12 protein-coding genes are annotated in these 17,550 nt (G+C 38.1%); 8 read left to right on the forward strand and 4 right to left on the reverse strand.

Annotated features, from left to right (window positions below):
• Positions 1 to 755: 755 nt before the first annotated feature.
• The 6 genes from E1171_RS20470 (at position 756) to E1171_RS23950 (ending at position 11,760) form a co-directional block, all read left to right on the forward strand.
• A complete protein-coding gene (locus E1171_RS20470; protein ID WP_155207932.1) occupies positions 756 to 3,833 on the forward strand; it encodes a SusC/RagA family TonB-linked outer membrane protein in 3,078 nt (1,025 codons plus the stop codon).
• Between the two features lie 16 nt (positions 3,834 to 3,849).
• A complete protein-coding gene (locus tag E1171_RS20475) occupies positions 3,850 to 5,322 on the forward strand; it encodes a RagB/SusD family nutrient uptake outer membrane protein (RefSeq protein ID WP_155207933.1) in 1,473 nt (490 codons plus the stop codon).
• Between the two features lie 70 nt (positions 5,323 to 5,392).
• Positions 5,393 to 7,087 (forward strand): PKD domain-containing protein, encoded by a 1,695-nt coding sequence (locus tag E1171_RS20480; protein ID WP_187696559.1) that lies wholly within the window; start codon positions 5,393 to 5,395, stop codon positions 7,085 to 7,087.
• A 125-nt stretch (positions 7,088 to 7,212) separates the two neighbouring features.
• On the forward strand, positions 7,213 to 9,576 hold the full coding sequence (locus E1171_RS20485; protein WP_246164453.1) for a glycoside hydrolase family 3 N-terminal domain-containing protein: 2,364 nt from the start codon (positions 7,213 to 7,215) through the stop codon (positions 9,574 to 9,576).
• Between the two features lie 53 nt (positions 9,577 to 9,629).
• Positions 9,630 to 10,427, forward strand: a complete 798-nt coding sequence (locus E1171_RS20490) for a glycoside hydrolase family 16 protein (protein WP_155207935.1) — start codon at positions 9,630 to 9,632, stop codon at positions 10,425 to 10,427.
• 7 nt (positions 10,428 to 10,434) lie between these two features.
• Positions 10,435 to 11,760: a family 16 glycosylhydrolase gene (locus E1171_RS23950; protein WP_187696560.1), complete on the forward strand. Its 1,326-nt coding sequence runs from the start codon at positions 10,435 to 10,437 to the stop codon at positions 11,758 to 11,760.
• A 108-nt stretch (positions 11,761 to 11,868) separates the two neighbouring features.
• Here the strand turns inward: E1171_RS23950 and E1171_RS20500 are convergent, their stop codons facing one another.
• Both E1171_RS20500 and lipB read right to left on the reverse strand, forming a co-directional pair.
• Positions 11,869 to 12,273: a hypothetical protein gene (locus E1171_RS20500; protein WP_155207936.1), complete on the reverse strand. Its 405-nt coding sequence runs from the start codon at positions 12,271 to 12,273 to the stop codon at positions 11,869 to 11,871.
• 19 nt (positions 12,274 to 12,292) lie between these two features.
• Positions 12,293 to 13,021, reverse strand: coding sequence for a lipoyl(octanoyl) transferase LipB (gene lipB, locus E1171_RS20505; protein ID WP_187696561.1), 729 nt, complete (start codon positions 13,019 to 13,021; stop codon positions 12,293 to 12,295).
• Positions 13,022 to 13,103: 82 nt separating this feature from the next.
• Here lipB and E1171_RS20510 point away from each other — a divergent pair, with 82 nt between their 5' ends.
• The gene (locus E1171_RS20510) at positions 13,104 to 13,598 is read left to right on the forward strand and encodes a YraN family protein (RefSeq protein ID WP_246164456.1); all 495 of its coding nucleotides are present in this window, start codon (positions 13,104 to 13,106) and stop codon (positions 13,596 to 13,598) included.
• A 282-nt stretch (positions 13,599 to 13,880) separates the two neighbouring features.
• Positions 13,881 to 14,429 (forward strand): peptide-methionine (S)-S-oxide reductase MsrA, encoded by a 549-nt coding sequence (msrA, locus tag E1171_RS20515; RefSeq protein WP_155207937.1) that lies wholly within the window; start codon positions 13,881 to 13,883, stop codon positions 14,427 to 14,429.
• 84 nt (positions 14,430 to 14,513) lie between these two features.
• Here the strand turns inward: msrA and E1171_RS20520 are convergent, their stop codons facing one another.
• Positions 14,514 to 15,674 (reverse strand): homogentisate 1,2-dioxygenase, encoded by a 1,161-nt coding sequence (locus E1171_RS20520; RefSeq protein WP_155207938.1) that lies wholly within the window; start codon positions 15,672 to 15,674, stop codon positions 14,514 to 14,516.
• A gap of 295 nt (positions 15,675 to 15,969) precedes the next feature.
• A partial coding sequence (locus E1171_RS20525) for a S41 family peptidase (RefSeq protein WP_246164457.1) occupies positions 15,970 to 17,550 on the reverse strand: 1,581 nt, incomplete at its 5' end.

Genomic DNA, 17,550 nt, shown 5'->3' on the forward strand with positions numbered 1-17,550 from the left:
ACTCCTTAGCCTTATTCACTCCTTAGCCTTCTCGATACTTTCCCTTTAATAGGTGGCTTAGGTTGATGATAGGTCAAAAATCTGTCCTCTCTATCTTCTTGTTCCCTTCCTATTTTGAGAAAGCATAAATATTCCTTAATGCTGTTTCTTTTAAGAGTGAAACCTTCAATAAACTCCTGGAGCTAATAGTTTTAAAGTAATTTAATTAATTCTGATTTTGTGTTTTTCTAATCTGTTTTTCCATATCAAACTTAAGTTAAATAAATGTTACAACCCATTAATATTGTTATAATATTGTTAAAAAAGCCTGTGTTAAATATGTGTAATTCAATAAAGGATTGATGTTTTTATTATGGGAGTATAATATGAACTGGCTCTGAAATGGCTCTATTTCCAGAAAAAGGACAAAAAAATAGGGGTATTTGATGATTTTTTATTGGAGTAAATAAATAAGTTATATAATTAATCTAATAATTGTATTGTTTTTTGAAAATGAATGAATTTTTGAATTGTTGATTAAATCAAGTAGGAGTTAGTTCCCTTTTATGTTGATTTTAGGCCTGGAATGATTGTTTTTTAAGTGTGAAAAGCTGCTTTATTGCTCAAAGGAGGCGGGTTGAATAAAAGCTTAATAGTGGATAACTTATTTAATAGATTATTTACGGTATTACCCTAAAGAGTTCTTATTTCTCTATAATGAAATCGTTTGCAGGTAATATATAAATTTCAATTATTCACTATTAATTATTTAACTTATGAAGTACATTTTACACGGTAAACTATTGAAAGGGGTTCGGCAGTTATTTATGCTGGTATTTCTTTCATTGGTTTCAACATTATCCCTTCGCGCCCAGTTTATGGTTTCCGGTACTGTTAAGGATGCTACTGGAGAAACCGTTATAGGTGCCAATGTAGTAGAAAAGTCTACAACTACAGGTGTAATCACTGATTTTGATGGGAAATTTAATCTTTCAGTGAGTGATGAAAACAGCACCCTAGTGATTTCATTTGTTGGTTATGTTTCTCAAGAGGTTCCATTGAATGGTCGCTCAACCCTGGAAGTGACGCTTGAAGAGGATGTTCAGACATTGGAAGAATTGGTTGTAGTAGGATATGGCGTGCAGAAAAAGTCTGTGGTGACTGGAGCGATTGCGTCGGTAAAACCGGAGGACATCCAAAAAGCTCCAATTTTAAGGGTGGAGCAAGCGCTTCAAGGTCGAACCGCTGGAGTTCAAGTGACTAGCACTTCTGGGCAGCCTGGTGAAGGACTCACTGTTCGTGTTCGTGGAATTGGTACAACGGGAAATTCAGATCCTTTATATATCGTGGATGGTATGCCTACTGGGGGAATAGATTATTTGAACCCAGCAGACATTGAAAGAATGGAAGTGCTGAAGGATGCTGCTTCAGCTGCTATTTATGGTACTCGGGCTGCAAACGGTGTAGTTTTGATTACTACTAAATCAGGAAAAGCCGGAAAAGCTGAAGTAACCTATGATATGTATTACGGGATTCAAAATCCTTGGAAAAAGGTTAGTGTTTTGAATGCATCGGAATATGTGATGTTAATGAACGAAGCGGATGCCAATGATGGTAAACCTCTATCTTTGGGAGATCCTTCTTCCTACCAAAACACAGATTGGCAAGATGAGCTGTTCAATTATGATGCTCCCATCATGAATCACCAAATTGGGATTAGCGGAGGTAATGAGAAGTCTACCTATTCTGCTTCAGGGGCCTACTTTACGCAAGAGGGAATTGTTGGTGCTGATAAATCTGAGTTTGATCGGTTTACATTTCGCTTAAATTCTAAACACAAAATTTCTGACAAATTTACTTTTGGAGAAAATTTGTCTTTTTCGCACATTAATAGATCAGGCCTTACCATAAATGATGAATATGATTCTCCTTTGGCCACCGCATTGAATATGGATCCTACCGTTCCAGTTTATAATTCTGATGGAACGTTTGCTCAGCCAAGGTCTATTTTTCAGGAAGTAGTAAATCCAGTAGCAAGTTTAGATATCGTAAATCAGGAGTATAAATTAAATAAAGTTTTAGGAAATGCTTTTGGGGAATATGAAATAATCAAAGGCCTAAAACTTAGAACAAATTTTGGAATCGATTTGGCCTTTGGTGATGAAAGAATTTACAACCCAATTTACCGATTCAATGGAACACGATTTAATGACAGAAGCAGTGCAAGTAGGGAAGCGCAACAATGGAGTACTTGGTTATGGGAAAACACCCTTACTTATGATAAAAAAATAGGGGATCATAACTTTACGGCATTGTTAGGTACCTCGGCTCAGGAGGATCAATATTGGGATCTATATGGTTTAAGGTATGATTTAGCTTTTGATGATTTTGAGAATGCTTATATCAATACAGGACAAATTGATGGTCAAGCTACAGAGGGAGAAGCATACCACCATGCATTACAATCTTATTTTGGAAGGGTAAACTATTCATTTGCGGATAAATATTTATTTGCTGCTACAGTAAGGGTTGATGGATCCTCTAACTTTGGACCAAATAACCGCTATGCAATTTTCCCTTCATTTTCCGGGGGATGGGTGTTGTCTGAAGAATCCTTTTATCAAAATTCAGGTCTCAGCGAAAAAATTAACTTTATAAAGCTAAGAGCTTCTTGGGGTCAAAATGGAAATGAAAATATTGACCGATACGCTTTCAGTTCAACCATTTCTGGTAACCGAAACTATACCTTTGGAGGGGTACAAACTTTAGTGGCTGGTGCAAGTCCTACTCGAGTATCAAACCCTGATTTGAAATGGGAGACTTCAGAACAAATTGATATTGGATTGGAAGTAGGATTATTGGATGACAAATTACTCTTCACTGGGGATTACTTTATTAAGAAAACTAAAGACTTTTTAGTAATTGCCCCGATTTTAGGTCATGTAGGGAATGATGCACCATGGGCAAATGCAGGAGACATGGAAAATAAAGGAATTGAGTTGGCTCTTGACTGGAGAAGTTCTGTAGGGGATTTTAACTATAGCATTGGCGTAAATGGCTCTTATATAAAGAATAAAGTTACTTACATAGGAAATGCAGAGAAACAACTACTTGGTGGAGCTTTGGCTGGAGGTAGACAAGTATCTTATGCTATGGAGGGACTACCTATTGGTGTTTTCTATGGTTATCAAACCGACGGAATTTTTCAAAATCAAGCAGAGATTGAGACACATGCCAATGGTGCCCAGTTAGGGGATAGTGAAAACCCTGGAGCACAACCTGGAGATTTTAGATATGTAGATCAAAACGGAGATAACGTAATTGATGACAAGGATAGGGTAATGATTGGTAGCCCACTTCCTGATTTTACATTTGGTCTTAATCTAGCAGCCGATTTTAAAGGCTTTGATTTTAGCGCCTTCATTCAAGGGTCAATTGGGAATGATATCTATAATGGATGGAGAAGAAATGATTTGTTAATGACAAATATGCCATCCTACATGTTAGACCGTTGGACCAAAGATGCGCCGTCTAACGAAGTTCCAAGAGTTACATTTGATGATCCAAATGGTAATTACTCTAAGGTTTCTGACTTTTTTGTGGAAGATGGGTCTTATGCCAGGTTAAAAACCCTTCAGCTCGGGTACACTTTACCAGACCAGCTTATCTCAAGAGCAAAATTAAAAAGAGTTAGGGTTTATGTTTCTGCCGATAACTTATTCACCATTACTAAATACACTGGATATGATCCTGAGGTAGGGACGAATCCAGATAATGCACTTGATATCGGAATAGATCGAGGAATCTACCCTCAAGCAAGGACCTATAGAGTTGGGGCTAATATCACCTTTTAATTTTAACTAGAAGACAATGATTAAAAAATATATATTATCAGGAATATTAGGAGGGGCCTTATTAATGGGGGCCACCTCATGTGGTGAAGACTTTCTGGATAGAAAGCCTTTAGACACTCGAATGGAGGATAATTTTTATCAGACCGAATCGGATGCCATGGAGGCTTTGGTAGCGGTTTATGATGTTTTACAGTGGCAGGCTGTTGGTCCTGGACCTTTTAATCCAGTACTAATGACATTGGATATTGCTTCCGGAGATACCAAAAAAGGTGGTTCTGGTCCTGCTGACCTTGCTTATTTTCAAGAGTTTAGTGATCAGAATGTTACGGCTGAAAATCCTGTGCTTGTTGGTTGGTGGGAAAAGTATTACTCTGGCATTTATCGTGCAAACCTTTTACTGGAAAGAATAGAGGGGGTATCTGCAGATAGCGACTTTATGGAGCGGACAAAAGCAGAAGCCAAATTTTTACGTGCATACTATTATTTTGACTTGGTTCGGTTATTTGGAAATATTCCTTTGATTTTAGAACCATTAGATCCTGAAGAATATGTCCAGGAACAGGTAAACCCTCAGGCTATTTATAACCAAATTGCAACCGACTTACTAGAAGCGATTAAGGCATTGCCAAGTACAGTAGTAGGAGAGGAGATAGGTAGAGTGACTTCGCATGCAGCAAAAGCGTTATTGGCAAAGGCTTATTTACATCATAATGCTGACCTTGTTTCTGCAAATGACGGTACAGTAAATAAAGCAAAAGCTTTAGCCTTTTTGGAAGAGGTGATTGCCTCAGGTCAATTTGATTTAGTACCTAATTTTGCTGATATCTGGACATTGGCTGGCGAAAATAATATAGAGTCTGTTTTTGAAATTCAGTTTTCAGAACATTCCACTTGGGGAGATTGGGGTTATTTGAGAGGTACAGATGGAAATATGTCTGTTGCAATGCAAGGAATTAGAGGTTATACTGGAGAAGATGAAGAGGGTTATTATTCGGGATGGAGTTTCAGTGTTCCTAAGCCTGAATTAGTGGCTGAATATGATAATATTGATCAGCGTAAAGTAGCCACTTTTATAAATGTGGAAGAAGAGTTAGAACCTGAAACTTATGCCACAGATTACCCGGATTATACGGGTTTTTATACCAGGAAGTACTCTGCAAATGGAGAGCACTTTGGAAGTGAAGGTGATCAGAATCAGAATTTTAAGAATAATATTCGAGCTATTCGCTTTGCTGATGTTCTTTTAATGGCCGCAGAATTGGGAAGTCCTCAAGCCAATGAATATTTCAATAGGGTTAGAAGGCGTGCCGGTTTAAACGAGATTGATGCTTCTTTGGAAAATATAAAGCAAGAAAGACGACTTGAATTTGCTTTGGAAGGACTGCGCTATTTTGATTTAGTGCGGTGGGGAGAATATGCTGGACCAAAGTATTTTAAAATTCCTCAAAGAGAAATGGATTTATCCGGAGGGGCCTTTGTTCAAAATTAGCCTCATTCGTTGCTTTTTTAAGCATGCGGGTAAACTTCAATTTTAATTAAAATTATTTCAATATATGACAATGAAAAGATTATTTAAATATAACTGGCTCCTGGTGACAGCACTTGCTGTTTTAGGATGTGAGCCATTCGAAGAGGAGAAGCCAGGCCTTGGTGATTCTCCCGATGCAAGTCAAATGATCGTTGATGTGGATAATTCAGATCCCTATAATCCTGTTTTTTCCTATTCTCCTGATTTTGAGTACCATAAGATTATTTGGGATTTAGGAAGAGGCGTTGTAGTAGAGGACCAAGAGGAAGTTACTGATTATTTTGGTTTTGAGAGTAATTATGAAATCAAAATAACAGTATTAACTCAAGGTGGGCAAGCTACAAAGGTGCTCAACCATGTGGTGTCTGAAACAGATCCTGCCATTTGCGAAAATGAAATTTATAATCTTTTGACAGGTGGTTGCGATGCAGTAGAGGGTAAAACATGGGTGTGGGCAAGCCATCAACCTTCTCATTTTGGAGTTGGACCAGCTGACGGGATAACTGGCCCAATTTGGTATGCTGCCGGCGCTTATGATCAAGAAGGAAATGGATTATATGATGATGAAATGACCTTTACCTTGGATGCTCAATATTCTTTTGCCCTAAATAACAATGGGGATACCTTTGTTAATGTGGGGGAATTGGGCGGTTTTCCTGGAAAGGACGGGAACGAATATGATTCAGATCCTACTTTACCTTACACTCCTCCTACGGAGGTATCTTGGGCAGTAGAGCGAGGAGAAGGAGAAAATCAAGGTAAGACTTACTTAAAGTTAAGCAATGGAGGCTTTTTAAGCTATTGGGAATCTAGTGATACTTATGAAATTCTAAGTATTTCAGAGGATGAGTTGTATGTAATGGGAGCCGGATCTGGGAATGGCTGGTATTATCGTTTTGTGCCAAAAAGTTCAGTTAAGGAAAGAGCTGAAGGTACTATTAACATTACTCCGGAGGCAGATGCCAATACATTTTCTTTTTCAGCAGATGTTATTGCCAATGATGCGGTAGTTCAAGGAGAATACAGATGGGACTTTGGCAACGGAGAATCAGCTGAAGGGAATATTGTAACAGCAACTTACCAAGCAAAAGGCGAATATACGGTGACTCTTACTATTCCTACTGATCTAGGTGATGTTTCTGTTACTGCTAATGTTACCATAGAGGAAAATCACCCTGATTATATCCCTTCCGTGGAAATGGTTTTCCAAGATTTTGATGGAACAGATATAGTCCCATTCAGCTTAGAGGATGATTCTGGTTTAGGTTCTTTAACCAAAGTAGCTAATCCGGATCAATCAAGTCCGAATTATAGTGCCATGGTAGGTGAATATGTCAAAGATGAAAATTCAGGACAATATACGAATGCCTTTGCAGTGCTTCCTTCAAAATTAAATATGACGGAGGTTTCAACCTTTAAAATGCAAGTGAGGGGTAAAAAAGGCACAAAAGTAGAATTAAAATTGCAAAATACTGCTATGGGTGGGGACATGTGGGCCACTCAGGCGGTTGTGGCTTATGAAATTCAGGAAGACGATACTTGGGAAGAAGCAGAGTTTGATTTCACCAATGCAGTGGTTTGGACGTGGGGACCAAATGAACCTTCTGATGCTTCAAATATTAAGGATTATGATAAAATTGTAATTCAATTTGGCGGTGAAGATGTAGCTCCAAACAACAACCCAGGAACTTATTATTTTGATAATTTGAGAGGTCCATCCTTTTAAGAATAAATAAATTTAGGTTTACTATTTTGCAAGCTACTTCTTTTAGGAGTAGCTTGTATTTTCTCCATTTCATAAGAGATATCTCCGAATCTTCTCTTCAAAAAATAAATTAACCCAAAAGAACTATGTTAAACCAAAAAATGATAGGCTTTGGGATAACGTTGGCTCTCTTCTTCCTCTCGTCCTGCGGAGGAAATTCTAAAGCTGAGCAAACTCCCATTGATCCCGCCACAGAAGTTATTAACCAAAAGGTAGAAAAAACACTCTCCCAATTAACGTTAGAAGAAAAAGTAGGGCAAATGACCCAGATTACCATGGATGTCATTAGTAAAGGGGAAAGCATTTTTGTCAGTGATGAGCCTTTGGAGTTAGATGATAAAAAAGTAATTGAAGCGATTCAGAAATATAAGGTAGGCTCTTTCCTGAACACAGCTAACAATCGTGCCCGTACCCCTGAAAAATGGAATGAAATAATTTCTGACCTTCAAAAGGTGGCCATGAAAGAAGTTGGCATTCCCATTATTTATGGAATTGATGCCATTCATGGTACCACCTATACAGCTGGGGCCACATTTTTTCCACAGCCTATTGGTATGGGGGCCAGCTGGAATAAAGATTTGGTTCGACAAATGGCAGAAATCACAGCTTATGAAACCCGTGCTTCTGGTATTCCCTGGAATTTTTCTCCCGTCCTGGATTTAGGTCGTGATGGACGTTGGGCGCGAATGTGGGAAACCTTCGGTGAAGATGTTTTCCTGGTTAGTGAAATGGGAAGGGAAACGATCCGAGGATATCAGGGTGATGACAATGACGTAAGTAAGAAAGGAAGGGTTGCAGGCTCTTTGAAACACTACCTGGGGTATTCATCTTATTCGGGTAAGGATAGGACTCCTGCTTATATCCCAGAACGACAATTGCGTGAAATTTATCTTCCTTCATTTAAGGCAGCAGTTGATCAAGGTGCTTATACGGTAATGGTTAATTCAGGGTTGATTAATGGGATTCCCGTACATGCCAATAAAAGATTGATAACAGACTTGCTTAAAAATGAATTAGCCTTTGAAGGCTTAGTAGTAACGGATTGGGCAGATATAGAAAATTTGCATAATCGGGATAAGATAGCTGCCGATCAGAAAGAGGCGGTGAAAATGGCGGTTAATGCTGGGATTGACATGGCTATGGTTCCTTATAATTTTAATTTTACTACTAACCTGATTGAATTAGTTAAAGAGGGTGAAGTTAATATAAGTAGGATCGACGATGCAGTTCGTCGTGTATTGAAAGTAAAATACGCTTTGGGCCTTTTTGAAAATCCAACTACAGAAATTGATGATTATAAGGAATTTGCTTCTACAAAATCTGAAGCCCTGGCCTTAGCTACTGCAGAAGAGTCCATTACTTTGTTAAAAAATAGAAAGAAAGTTTTACCGCTTTCTAAGAATGCCAAAGTTTTAGTGACTGGGCCGAATGCCAATAGCATGCGTACTTTGAATGGTGGGTGGTCCTACTCTTGGCAAGGTGAAAAAGTTTCTGAATTTGCGGAAGGCTACCAAACAATTTTAGAAGCTATTGAGGAAGAAATCGGAAAATCCAATGTCAGCTATGTTTCTGGGCTTGAATATAAGATGGATGGAAAGTATGAGGAGGAACAAAATATCAATATACAGGGGGCTGTTAAAGCTGCTAGAAATGTGGATTATATCATTCTTTGCCTTGGAGAAAATTCTTATTGCGAAAAGCCCGGTGATTTAGTGGATATGGACATTTCTGAAAATCAACAGGCTTTGGCTCAAGCTATGGCTGCAACGGGAAAGCCTGTTATTTTAATATTAAATGAGGGGAGACCACGTCTGATTTCCAGGTTTGAGGCACAGATGGATGCGGTAGTGCAGACTTATCTTCCTGGGAATTTTGGAGGAGTAGCCCTTGCCAATATTTTGTTTGGGGATGTGAATCCTAGCGGTAAATTGCCTTATACTTATCCCAAATATCCTAACAGTTTGCTGACTTATGATCACCAACCTTCCGAGAACCAGGAAAAAATGGAGGGGGTGTATGATTACGAATCTTCTTTCGAAATACAATATCCATTTGGTCATGGTTTAAGTTACACCACTTTTGAATATAGTGATTTGGTCGTAAGCAAAAACGAATTTGATGCTGACGATAAACTGGATGTTAGTGTCAAAGTTACCAATACAGGAAATCGTGCTGGAAAAGAAGTGGTCCAATTGTATACATCTGACCTTTATGCTTCTATTTCTCCTTCGGTGAAAAGGCTTAGAAGGTTTGAAAAGATTGAATTGGCAGCAGGTGAATCTAAGGTGGTGAATTTTGAGATATCTGCCCGAGATCTGGCTTTTGTGGGACTCAATAATGAATGGATATCTGAGGAAGGTGACTTTATTTTCCGATTAGGGAACTTAGAAAAGCAGGTAAAACTAACAGAAACTAAAGTTTTTGACCAGTTCCCTTCATTGAATTTATAAACAAATCCCCACAGGAAATGCCGTTCCTGTGGGGTAATTAACCTCAAAAAAACATGCGAAAAATTAAAATGCTTATAGGCCTGTGGTTTTTCTTTCTTTTAATTCAAGAGGTGCAGGCCCAATCAAAAGATTTTCCTGTTTTGGTATGGGAAGAAGATTTTAATTCAGGTAAACAGCCTAGTAAAGCCTTTTGGAACTATGAAATTGGGAAAGGGCAAAATGGATGGGGAAATAAAGAAAAACAATACTACACAGGCCGACCCGACAATGTTAGAATTGAAAATGGCCATTTGATTATTAGGGCTCAAAAGGAGGCTTACATGGGCAGTAAATATACTTCCGCAAGAATTACTACCCAAGGGAAAAAGGAGTTCAAATATGCACGTGTAGAAGTCCGAGCTAAATTACCGGGAGGAAAAGGACTGTGGCCTGCCATTTGGATGCTAGGTTCAAATTTTAAAGAGGTAGGTTGGCCGGCCTGTGGAGAAATAGATATTATGGAATATGTAGGTTTTAACCCTGGTGTTGTTCATGCAACTATGCATACCCCTTCTAGCCACGGAGCTTCCAAAAACTCAAAGAAAATCAAAATTAGAGACGCAGAAAATGCCTTTCATGTCTATTCCATGGAGAAAACAGATAAGGAAATTAAGTTTTATGTTGATGACCAATTATTCTATACTTATAGCCCAAAGGTAAAGGATTCTTCCACATGGCCTTATGAACAAAATAATTTCTTGATTTTAAATGTGGCTGTAGGCGGAAATTGGGGAGGGAAAAAAGGTATTGACGACAGGATTTTTCCCCAACAAATGGAAGTAGACTATGTGCGTGTGTATCAAAAACAATAAAAAGCATATGGATAAGGGCTGCATTATACAAAAAATAAATCTAACTGTACTAGGGGTTCTCCTCTTTTCCCTAGTAGGATATGCCCAGTCCGGTGACTTTCAAAAATTGGTGTGGGCCGAGGAGTTTAATGGTGATGTCCTTGATCCCAACAGTTGGAATTATGAAAAAGGAGATGGTTGTGATAAAGGCATTTGTGGATGGGGAAACAATGAAGAACAATATTACACCGATCGCCCGGAAAATGTTCGTCTTTCTGACGGAAATTTGATTATTGAAACCAGAAAGGAAAACATGGGTGGAAAAGCCTATACTTCCGCTAGGATAACGACCCAGGGAAAAAAAGTCTTTAAACATGGTCGAATGGAAATTAAGGCTAAAATTCCTGGAGGCCGAGGTATATGGGCGGCTATTTGGATGCTTGGTGAAAATATTGACCAGGTGGGTTGGCCAAAATGTGGTGAGATTGATATTATGGAACATGTTGGTTTTGAGCTAGAAACGGTGCATGCTACCTTGCATACAGGTTCAAGTAGTGGAAACTCAATAAATACTGGGAAAATTAATAGGTCTGATTTTGAGGAGGAATTCCATGTGTATGCTCTTGAAAAAACAGAAAATGAATTACGGTTTTTTGTAGATGGAGAGGAATTTTATACATATGACCCTTGGGTTAGAGATGAAGACACCTGGCCGTTTGAACAAGATTTCTTTTTTATATTAAATACCGCTGTTGGTGGAAATTGGGGAGGTGCGCAAGGCATAGACAATACAATTTTTCCTCAACAAATGCAGGTAGATTATATAAGGGTTTACGAGAAATTTGAATTATCTATTAATGGGGAATCTCAGGTAGAACCTTTTGCAGAAGAATTATCTTTTCAAGCAACCGATTATGAAGGAGCTAATTATGAATGGACTGTTCCGGAGGGAGTAGAAATAATAAGTGGACAGGGTACTAAGGACCTTTCTGTGAATTGGAATGATAAAGATGGTGAAGTAAGATTAAAATTATCATGGCAAGGAGATGTTTTTGAGAAATCTCATCCTGTGAAGGTAAAGGGCCTTATCTTAGGATCTGGAGGCATCCCTGAAAACCTTCTCAAAATAATGCCCAACCCTGTCGAAGAAGAAATGACAATTCATTATTCCGGACCATTTCTAGAGAAAGCTGAAGTAATGTTGATAAATACAATGGGAAAGGTGGTGTGGAAAGATAGTAATGTAGTTTTAAGAGAACAAACTATAGACTTGAGTAATCTGCCTTCGGGTTTATATATTTTAAAACTAAACTTAGGAAGTCAAAAAATAGCAAAAAAGATACTGGTTCAATAAGTTTAAACTCCTAGATGGAAGAACGTGTATTTTTATCAGAACTGCTCCTTAATCTCCCCTAGGCCCAAAATATTATTTAGACCTAGGGAGAGGGAGAATTTTATAAATCTAAATATGCAATATTCCTTTCATATCCAACTGAGGAACTAGCATGAGATTTTCTTCCCTAATAGTGTTTTCAGGAAAAATGAATTTCTTATCGTAAAGATGTCCATTCATAAAATAAGTAGTCCAGAATTCATTATTGAGCTGAAATAAATCAGGATCTATGGGTTCAATTACCGCATAGGCATTGGGCTCCAGTTTTTCGATCTTATAACGCATGTTTGAGGCTTCCTTTTCTTGTCCATTGACGAAGCCATAACCCTTGGTGTTGATCAGCACGGTATCAATGGGGTGGTCGTTTTCATTGATTAGGTAAACATTCCAATTATCTTTTCCATTAGAATCGCTGAATTTGGCAATTGCCAAAAAAACACCCTCGGCATCCTTATGAATAATGTCTCTTTTCATACTTCACAAATTCTGCTTCTTAATTTATTACTAATTCCATTTCAAATAGTTCAATGATGTGGCTTTTTAGTTTTTCTTCCACTTCTTCCATTGAAAGTCTTCTTCCCAATTCTTTTTCCAAAGAAGTAACTGCTTTGTCAGAAATTCCACAAGGAATAATATTATTAAAATAATCGAGGTCGGCATTTACATTTAAGGCAAAACCATGCATGGTTACCCATCGGCTGGATTTAACGCCTAAAGCACAAATTTTTCTTGGGTTTCTTTTTTCAATGTAATCTATCCAAACCCCCGTAAGGCCATCTATTCTGCCTGCTTCAATGCCATAACCCTGTAAGGTAAGAATAACGGCCTCTTCCAAAAATCTCAGATATTTATGAATGTCGGTAAAAAAGTTATCCAGATCCAAAATGGGGTAGCCCACCAATTGTCCCGGTCCATGATAAGTGATATCTCCTCCTCTGTTAATTTTGTAAAAACTGGCTTGTTTCTCTTTTAGACCTTCATCATTTAACAATAAATGTTCCGCGTCTCCACTTTTTCCCAAGGTGTAAACATGTGGATGTTGACAAAATAGCAGGTGATTGAGAGTAGGTACGGGATCCTCTCCACGATCTTTCCGGTGACGGTTTTCAATTTTGGTCGAAACCGTTTCTGAAAAAAGCTTTTCCTGATAATCCCAGGCTTTCTGGTAATCGATTAGTCCCAAATGCTCAAAGCGAACCTTTTTGTTGATTATTGTATTCACCTTCTTTTCCTCCTTTAATCATAATATCTTGGCTTATCTAGCAAGATTGACGGTATTTGAGTTTGCAAGTTAATTCTTTTTTATGATTTACCTTCTGGACTTTTTTCCAAGGTCTTGTTTAACTGCTTTGAAAACGGCCGAATGTTCCTTAAATTATTACAAATGGATGGTGGGTTGGATTCTTTTTCTTTATTCTAATTTCCCCATTAAATATTCGATTTTGGCACAAACAAAAGCACAGACGGTTGGAAAAAAAGGAGAAAAGTTGGCAGAACGTTTATTGGAGGCCAAAGGATTCGAAATCCAAGAAAAGAACTATCGATTTGAAAGGAATGAAATTGATTTAATCGCTAAAAAAGGTAATCTTTTACTTTTTGTAGAAGTGAAATGTCGTTCAGATAATTATTTTGGAGAGGCGGAAACTTTTCTCGGTAAAGCGCAAACCCAGCGGATTCTTGTAGCAGCTGAAAATTATATTTTTTCTACCAACTGGGAAGGGGATATTAGATTTGATGTGATTGCCATTCAGTTGAAAAACAAAATGGAGATTGTGCATTTTGAGGACGCTTTTTATTAAAAGCGTGGTCTTATAACTAGCTCTTTTGGTAAGGGTTAACTGACTAAAAATGAAATCGTGTTCACCAAACTGTTCAGTTTTATCTTCCTAGGTAGTCTTATAAATCTAAATAAGGACGAAGACTATTCTCCCTCAAGGGTTGAATATGCCCAATATATGTTGGAATTTGATAAAATGAAGGGGTAGAGAAATGGCAAATGATTAAAAACCATTTATTTTTTCCGAGAAACCAACTTTCTTATTTTTGCTGTTAAATGAATAATTACATTTTAAGTAAATAAAATGTCCAATGCTCAATATTTAGAAAAAGCGACCTTTGGCGCTGGTTGTTTTTGGTGTGTAGAAGCAGTTTTTCAACAATTAAAAGGTGTTGAAGGCGTGGTTTCAGGTTATGCTGGTGGAGAAATTGATAATCCTACTTATGAGGAAGTCTGCAGTGGTAAATCAGGTCATGCTGAAGTATGCCAAATTACTTTTGATCCAAAATTAATTCCATATGAGGAATTGCTAGAAGTGTTTTGGAAAACTCATGACCCCACTACGCTTAACCGTCAGGGAAATGATATTGGAACCCAATACCGCTCCGTCATTTATTTCCATAATGAAGAGCAAAAGAAATTAGCTGAAGTTTATAAGAAGCAATTAGAGGATTCGAAGTTCTTCTCCCAACCCATAGTGACTGAAATCGCTCCGTTGAGGACTTTTTTCCCTGCTGAGAATTATCATCAAAATTATTTCCAATATAACAGCCATCAACCTTATTGCACCATTGTAATTGAACCCAAACTGGAGAAGTTCAGAAAAGCATTTCCGAAATTAATTAAGGATTAAGAATTTGGAATTAGGAATTAAGGTTTAAACCAGTGACTTTCCAAGTTCAAAACTTCAATTCCAAATTCCCAATTCTAAATTACCTTACTCGTTCCAGCTCATAGGATAATTTACATCTAAAAATTCTTTGGCATCTTCGGTTAGGTGTAATGGGCGAAAAGTGTCGAGCATAACGGCTAATTCTTCAGTTGCTTTTGCTCCAATACTTTTTTCTACTGTTCCAGGATGTGGGCCGTGCGGTATTCCTCCTGGGTGCAGGGTAAAAGAGCCTCTTTCAACTCCCTTACGACTCATAAAGTCACCTTCCACATAATATAGTACCTCATCAGAATCGATGTTGGAATGATTATAAGGTGCTGGAATAGATTGTGGATGGTAGTCAAACAACCGGGGAACAAAAGAGCAAATCACATAATTATGAGCCTGGAATGTTTGATGGACTGGAGGGGGTTGGTGAATCCTTCCGGTAATAGGTTCAAAGTCATGAATAGATAGTGCATAAGGGTATAAGAAGCCATCCCAACCTATCACATCACATGGGCTTTGTTCATAGATGTAATGGTGTAGAAAACCTCCTTTTTTGATTTTAACCAGAAATTCTCCTTTGCTGTCATCAGTAATTAATTCTTCCGGCGGACGAATGTCTCGCTCGCAGTAAGGGGAATGTTCAAGTAATTGTCCCAATTGATTGCGGTAACGGCTTACGGTTTCTACCGGCCCAGCAGATTCAATGATTAATAATCTAAGAGGTTGTTCGTCCCATTCTAATTTATAAATGGTAGTTCTGGGAATGACCACATAATCACCGGCCTTTATACGTAATTTTCCAAATTGAGAGATCAGATAACCTGAGCCGTCGTGGATAAAAATGATTTCGTCCGCTTCCCCATTTTTATAGAAATAATCCATGGTACGTTCCTCAGGGATACAGATTGCCATAGACACATCATCATTCATTAAAAGCACCTTTCGGGCTTCCAGAAAATCCTTTCCAGTAGTGGTGATTTTTGATGTGTTGAGGTGGGTCTGTAATAAAGGGTAATCCTTGGCGATTTTGGTACCATAAGGTTCTGCTTTCCTTACTTCTTTTACTTTAGTAGGGGGATAAATATGGTACAGATTGGAGTAAACTCCTGAAAAGCCCAAAGAACTTACTAATTCCTCAGCATATAAAGAGCCATCAGGCTGCCGAAATTGCGTATGTCGCTTGTGTGGGATTTTCCCTGATTTAAAATAATAGGCCATGGTGCTTCATATTTTATGATATCGAAATGAAAAGTTTCTTATATGAGTGTCTAACTATTTCTTTAACGCTAAAATGCTCTTAAGGAAGCCATAATGAGGTGCTTTGCTGAGGCAATTATTTTTTTGCCTTACACTATTACGGGCTCGCGGTGCATTTGCATACAAAAGTAAAATATTTAGACATGCTCCTAAGTGATTTTGAGGCTACAAATTAGTCATTTCACCTGTTAATTACTTAAGATTATAATAATAAAAAAGGCGGTCTTAAGGGGCCGCCTTTTCTTTTCCTTAAAATTTACATGGTTAATAAGGCTTCCGCTTGATCAAACAATTTTAAAGATTGTTGAAAGATCTCATTGGTTTCATTAAAAATTGGAAAGAAACCATCATCTCCCCACTCACCTCTTGCAAGCAGTGCTTTAATATAAATTTTAAGGTATTTTTTTGATCGGTCGAATTCTTCTTGGTTGAGTTCAACTCCTGATTTTTCACCCATACGAATTACTTCAGCCAACATTTGATCACTTATTTGAAAGTTTTGCTTAAAATCCTCGTATTCCATAGAATTAAACTTGGCCTTATGATCTTCATAGTAATTCAGTGTGTATTCTCTGATAACATTCTGGGCAAAAAGCTGACTCAGGTAATTGGTGTTGTAAGTAGTGTCGAATGGTACGTAATAATCTGGCATAATACCACCACCGCCATAAACCGTTCTGCCTTTACTGGTTTCGTATTTAAGAGAGTCGTTGAATTGAATGCTGTCGGCATGGAAAAACTCTCCGTGCTCATACCTTTCTAACAGATCCAAATCATAACTTTTGTCATGACCATTTTGGTAAGGCTTTTGAATGGACCGACCACTTGGGGTATAATACCTGGAAATCGTTAACCGCATTTCGGATCCATCACTCAGATCAATAGGCATTTGCACTAGACCTTTACCAAAAGACCGACGGCCCACAATCAATGCGCGGTCATTATCTTGTAAGGCGCCTGAAACAATTTCCGAAGCGGAGGCACTTCCTTCGTTAATAAGTACAATTACAGGCTCGGTCTCAAAAGAACCTTTACGATGTGCCGTAGCCGTAGAGTTAAATTTAGATTGTCTTCCTTTGGTATAAACAATCAGGTCATTATCTGGGAGCATTTCGTCCACCATATTGATGGCCCGGTCCATATACCCACCAGGGTTCCCCTGTAAATCAATGATGAGCTTATCCATTCCTTGTTTTAGCAACTTTTTCATGGCAGCTTTAAATTCATCATAGGTTGTAGCAGCAAAACGACTCACTTTTATGTAACCAATGCCATTTTTTACCATATAAGCCACATCCACAGAGGTTTGAGGTATTTTCCCTCTCGTAATGGTAAAGTCCATAGGTTCTTTAACATTACGGCGTTTAATAGTCACTTTTACTTTAGTTCCTTTCTTTCCTCTTAGCTTATCAAAGACATCTTTATTAGTGATACCAATACCCGCGACATCTTCATCATCAACCTTTATAATTTTATCACCTGAATGTAGCCCCACTTTTTCCGACGGACCTCCACTAAGTGGAGAAACAACATAAATAGTATCTTTAATGATGTTAAATTCAATACCAATTCCTTCAAATCCACCTTCTAGTTGAGAGTTGGCCAGCGCTTTGTCTTCCGCAGAGATATAGACGGAATGTGGGTCAAGTTCTCCCAACATATTTTTAATGCCGGTTTCCACTAAGTAGTGTATATCGACTGTATCAACATAGTCGCGGTTTATATAGGTTAGTACCTCACCAAATTTTAACGCACCTTTCGAAACATCTCCATCTGATTGGTTATTGCCACTCATGGTTGCTCCTACCAGCATGCCTCCAGCAATGGCAAAAGCGAT

This window comes from Xanthovirga aplysinae (genome assembly GCF_009711365.1).
GTDB lineage: Bacteria > Bacteroidota > Bacteroidia > Cytophagales > Cyclobacteriaceae > Xanthovirga > Xanthovirga aplysinae.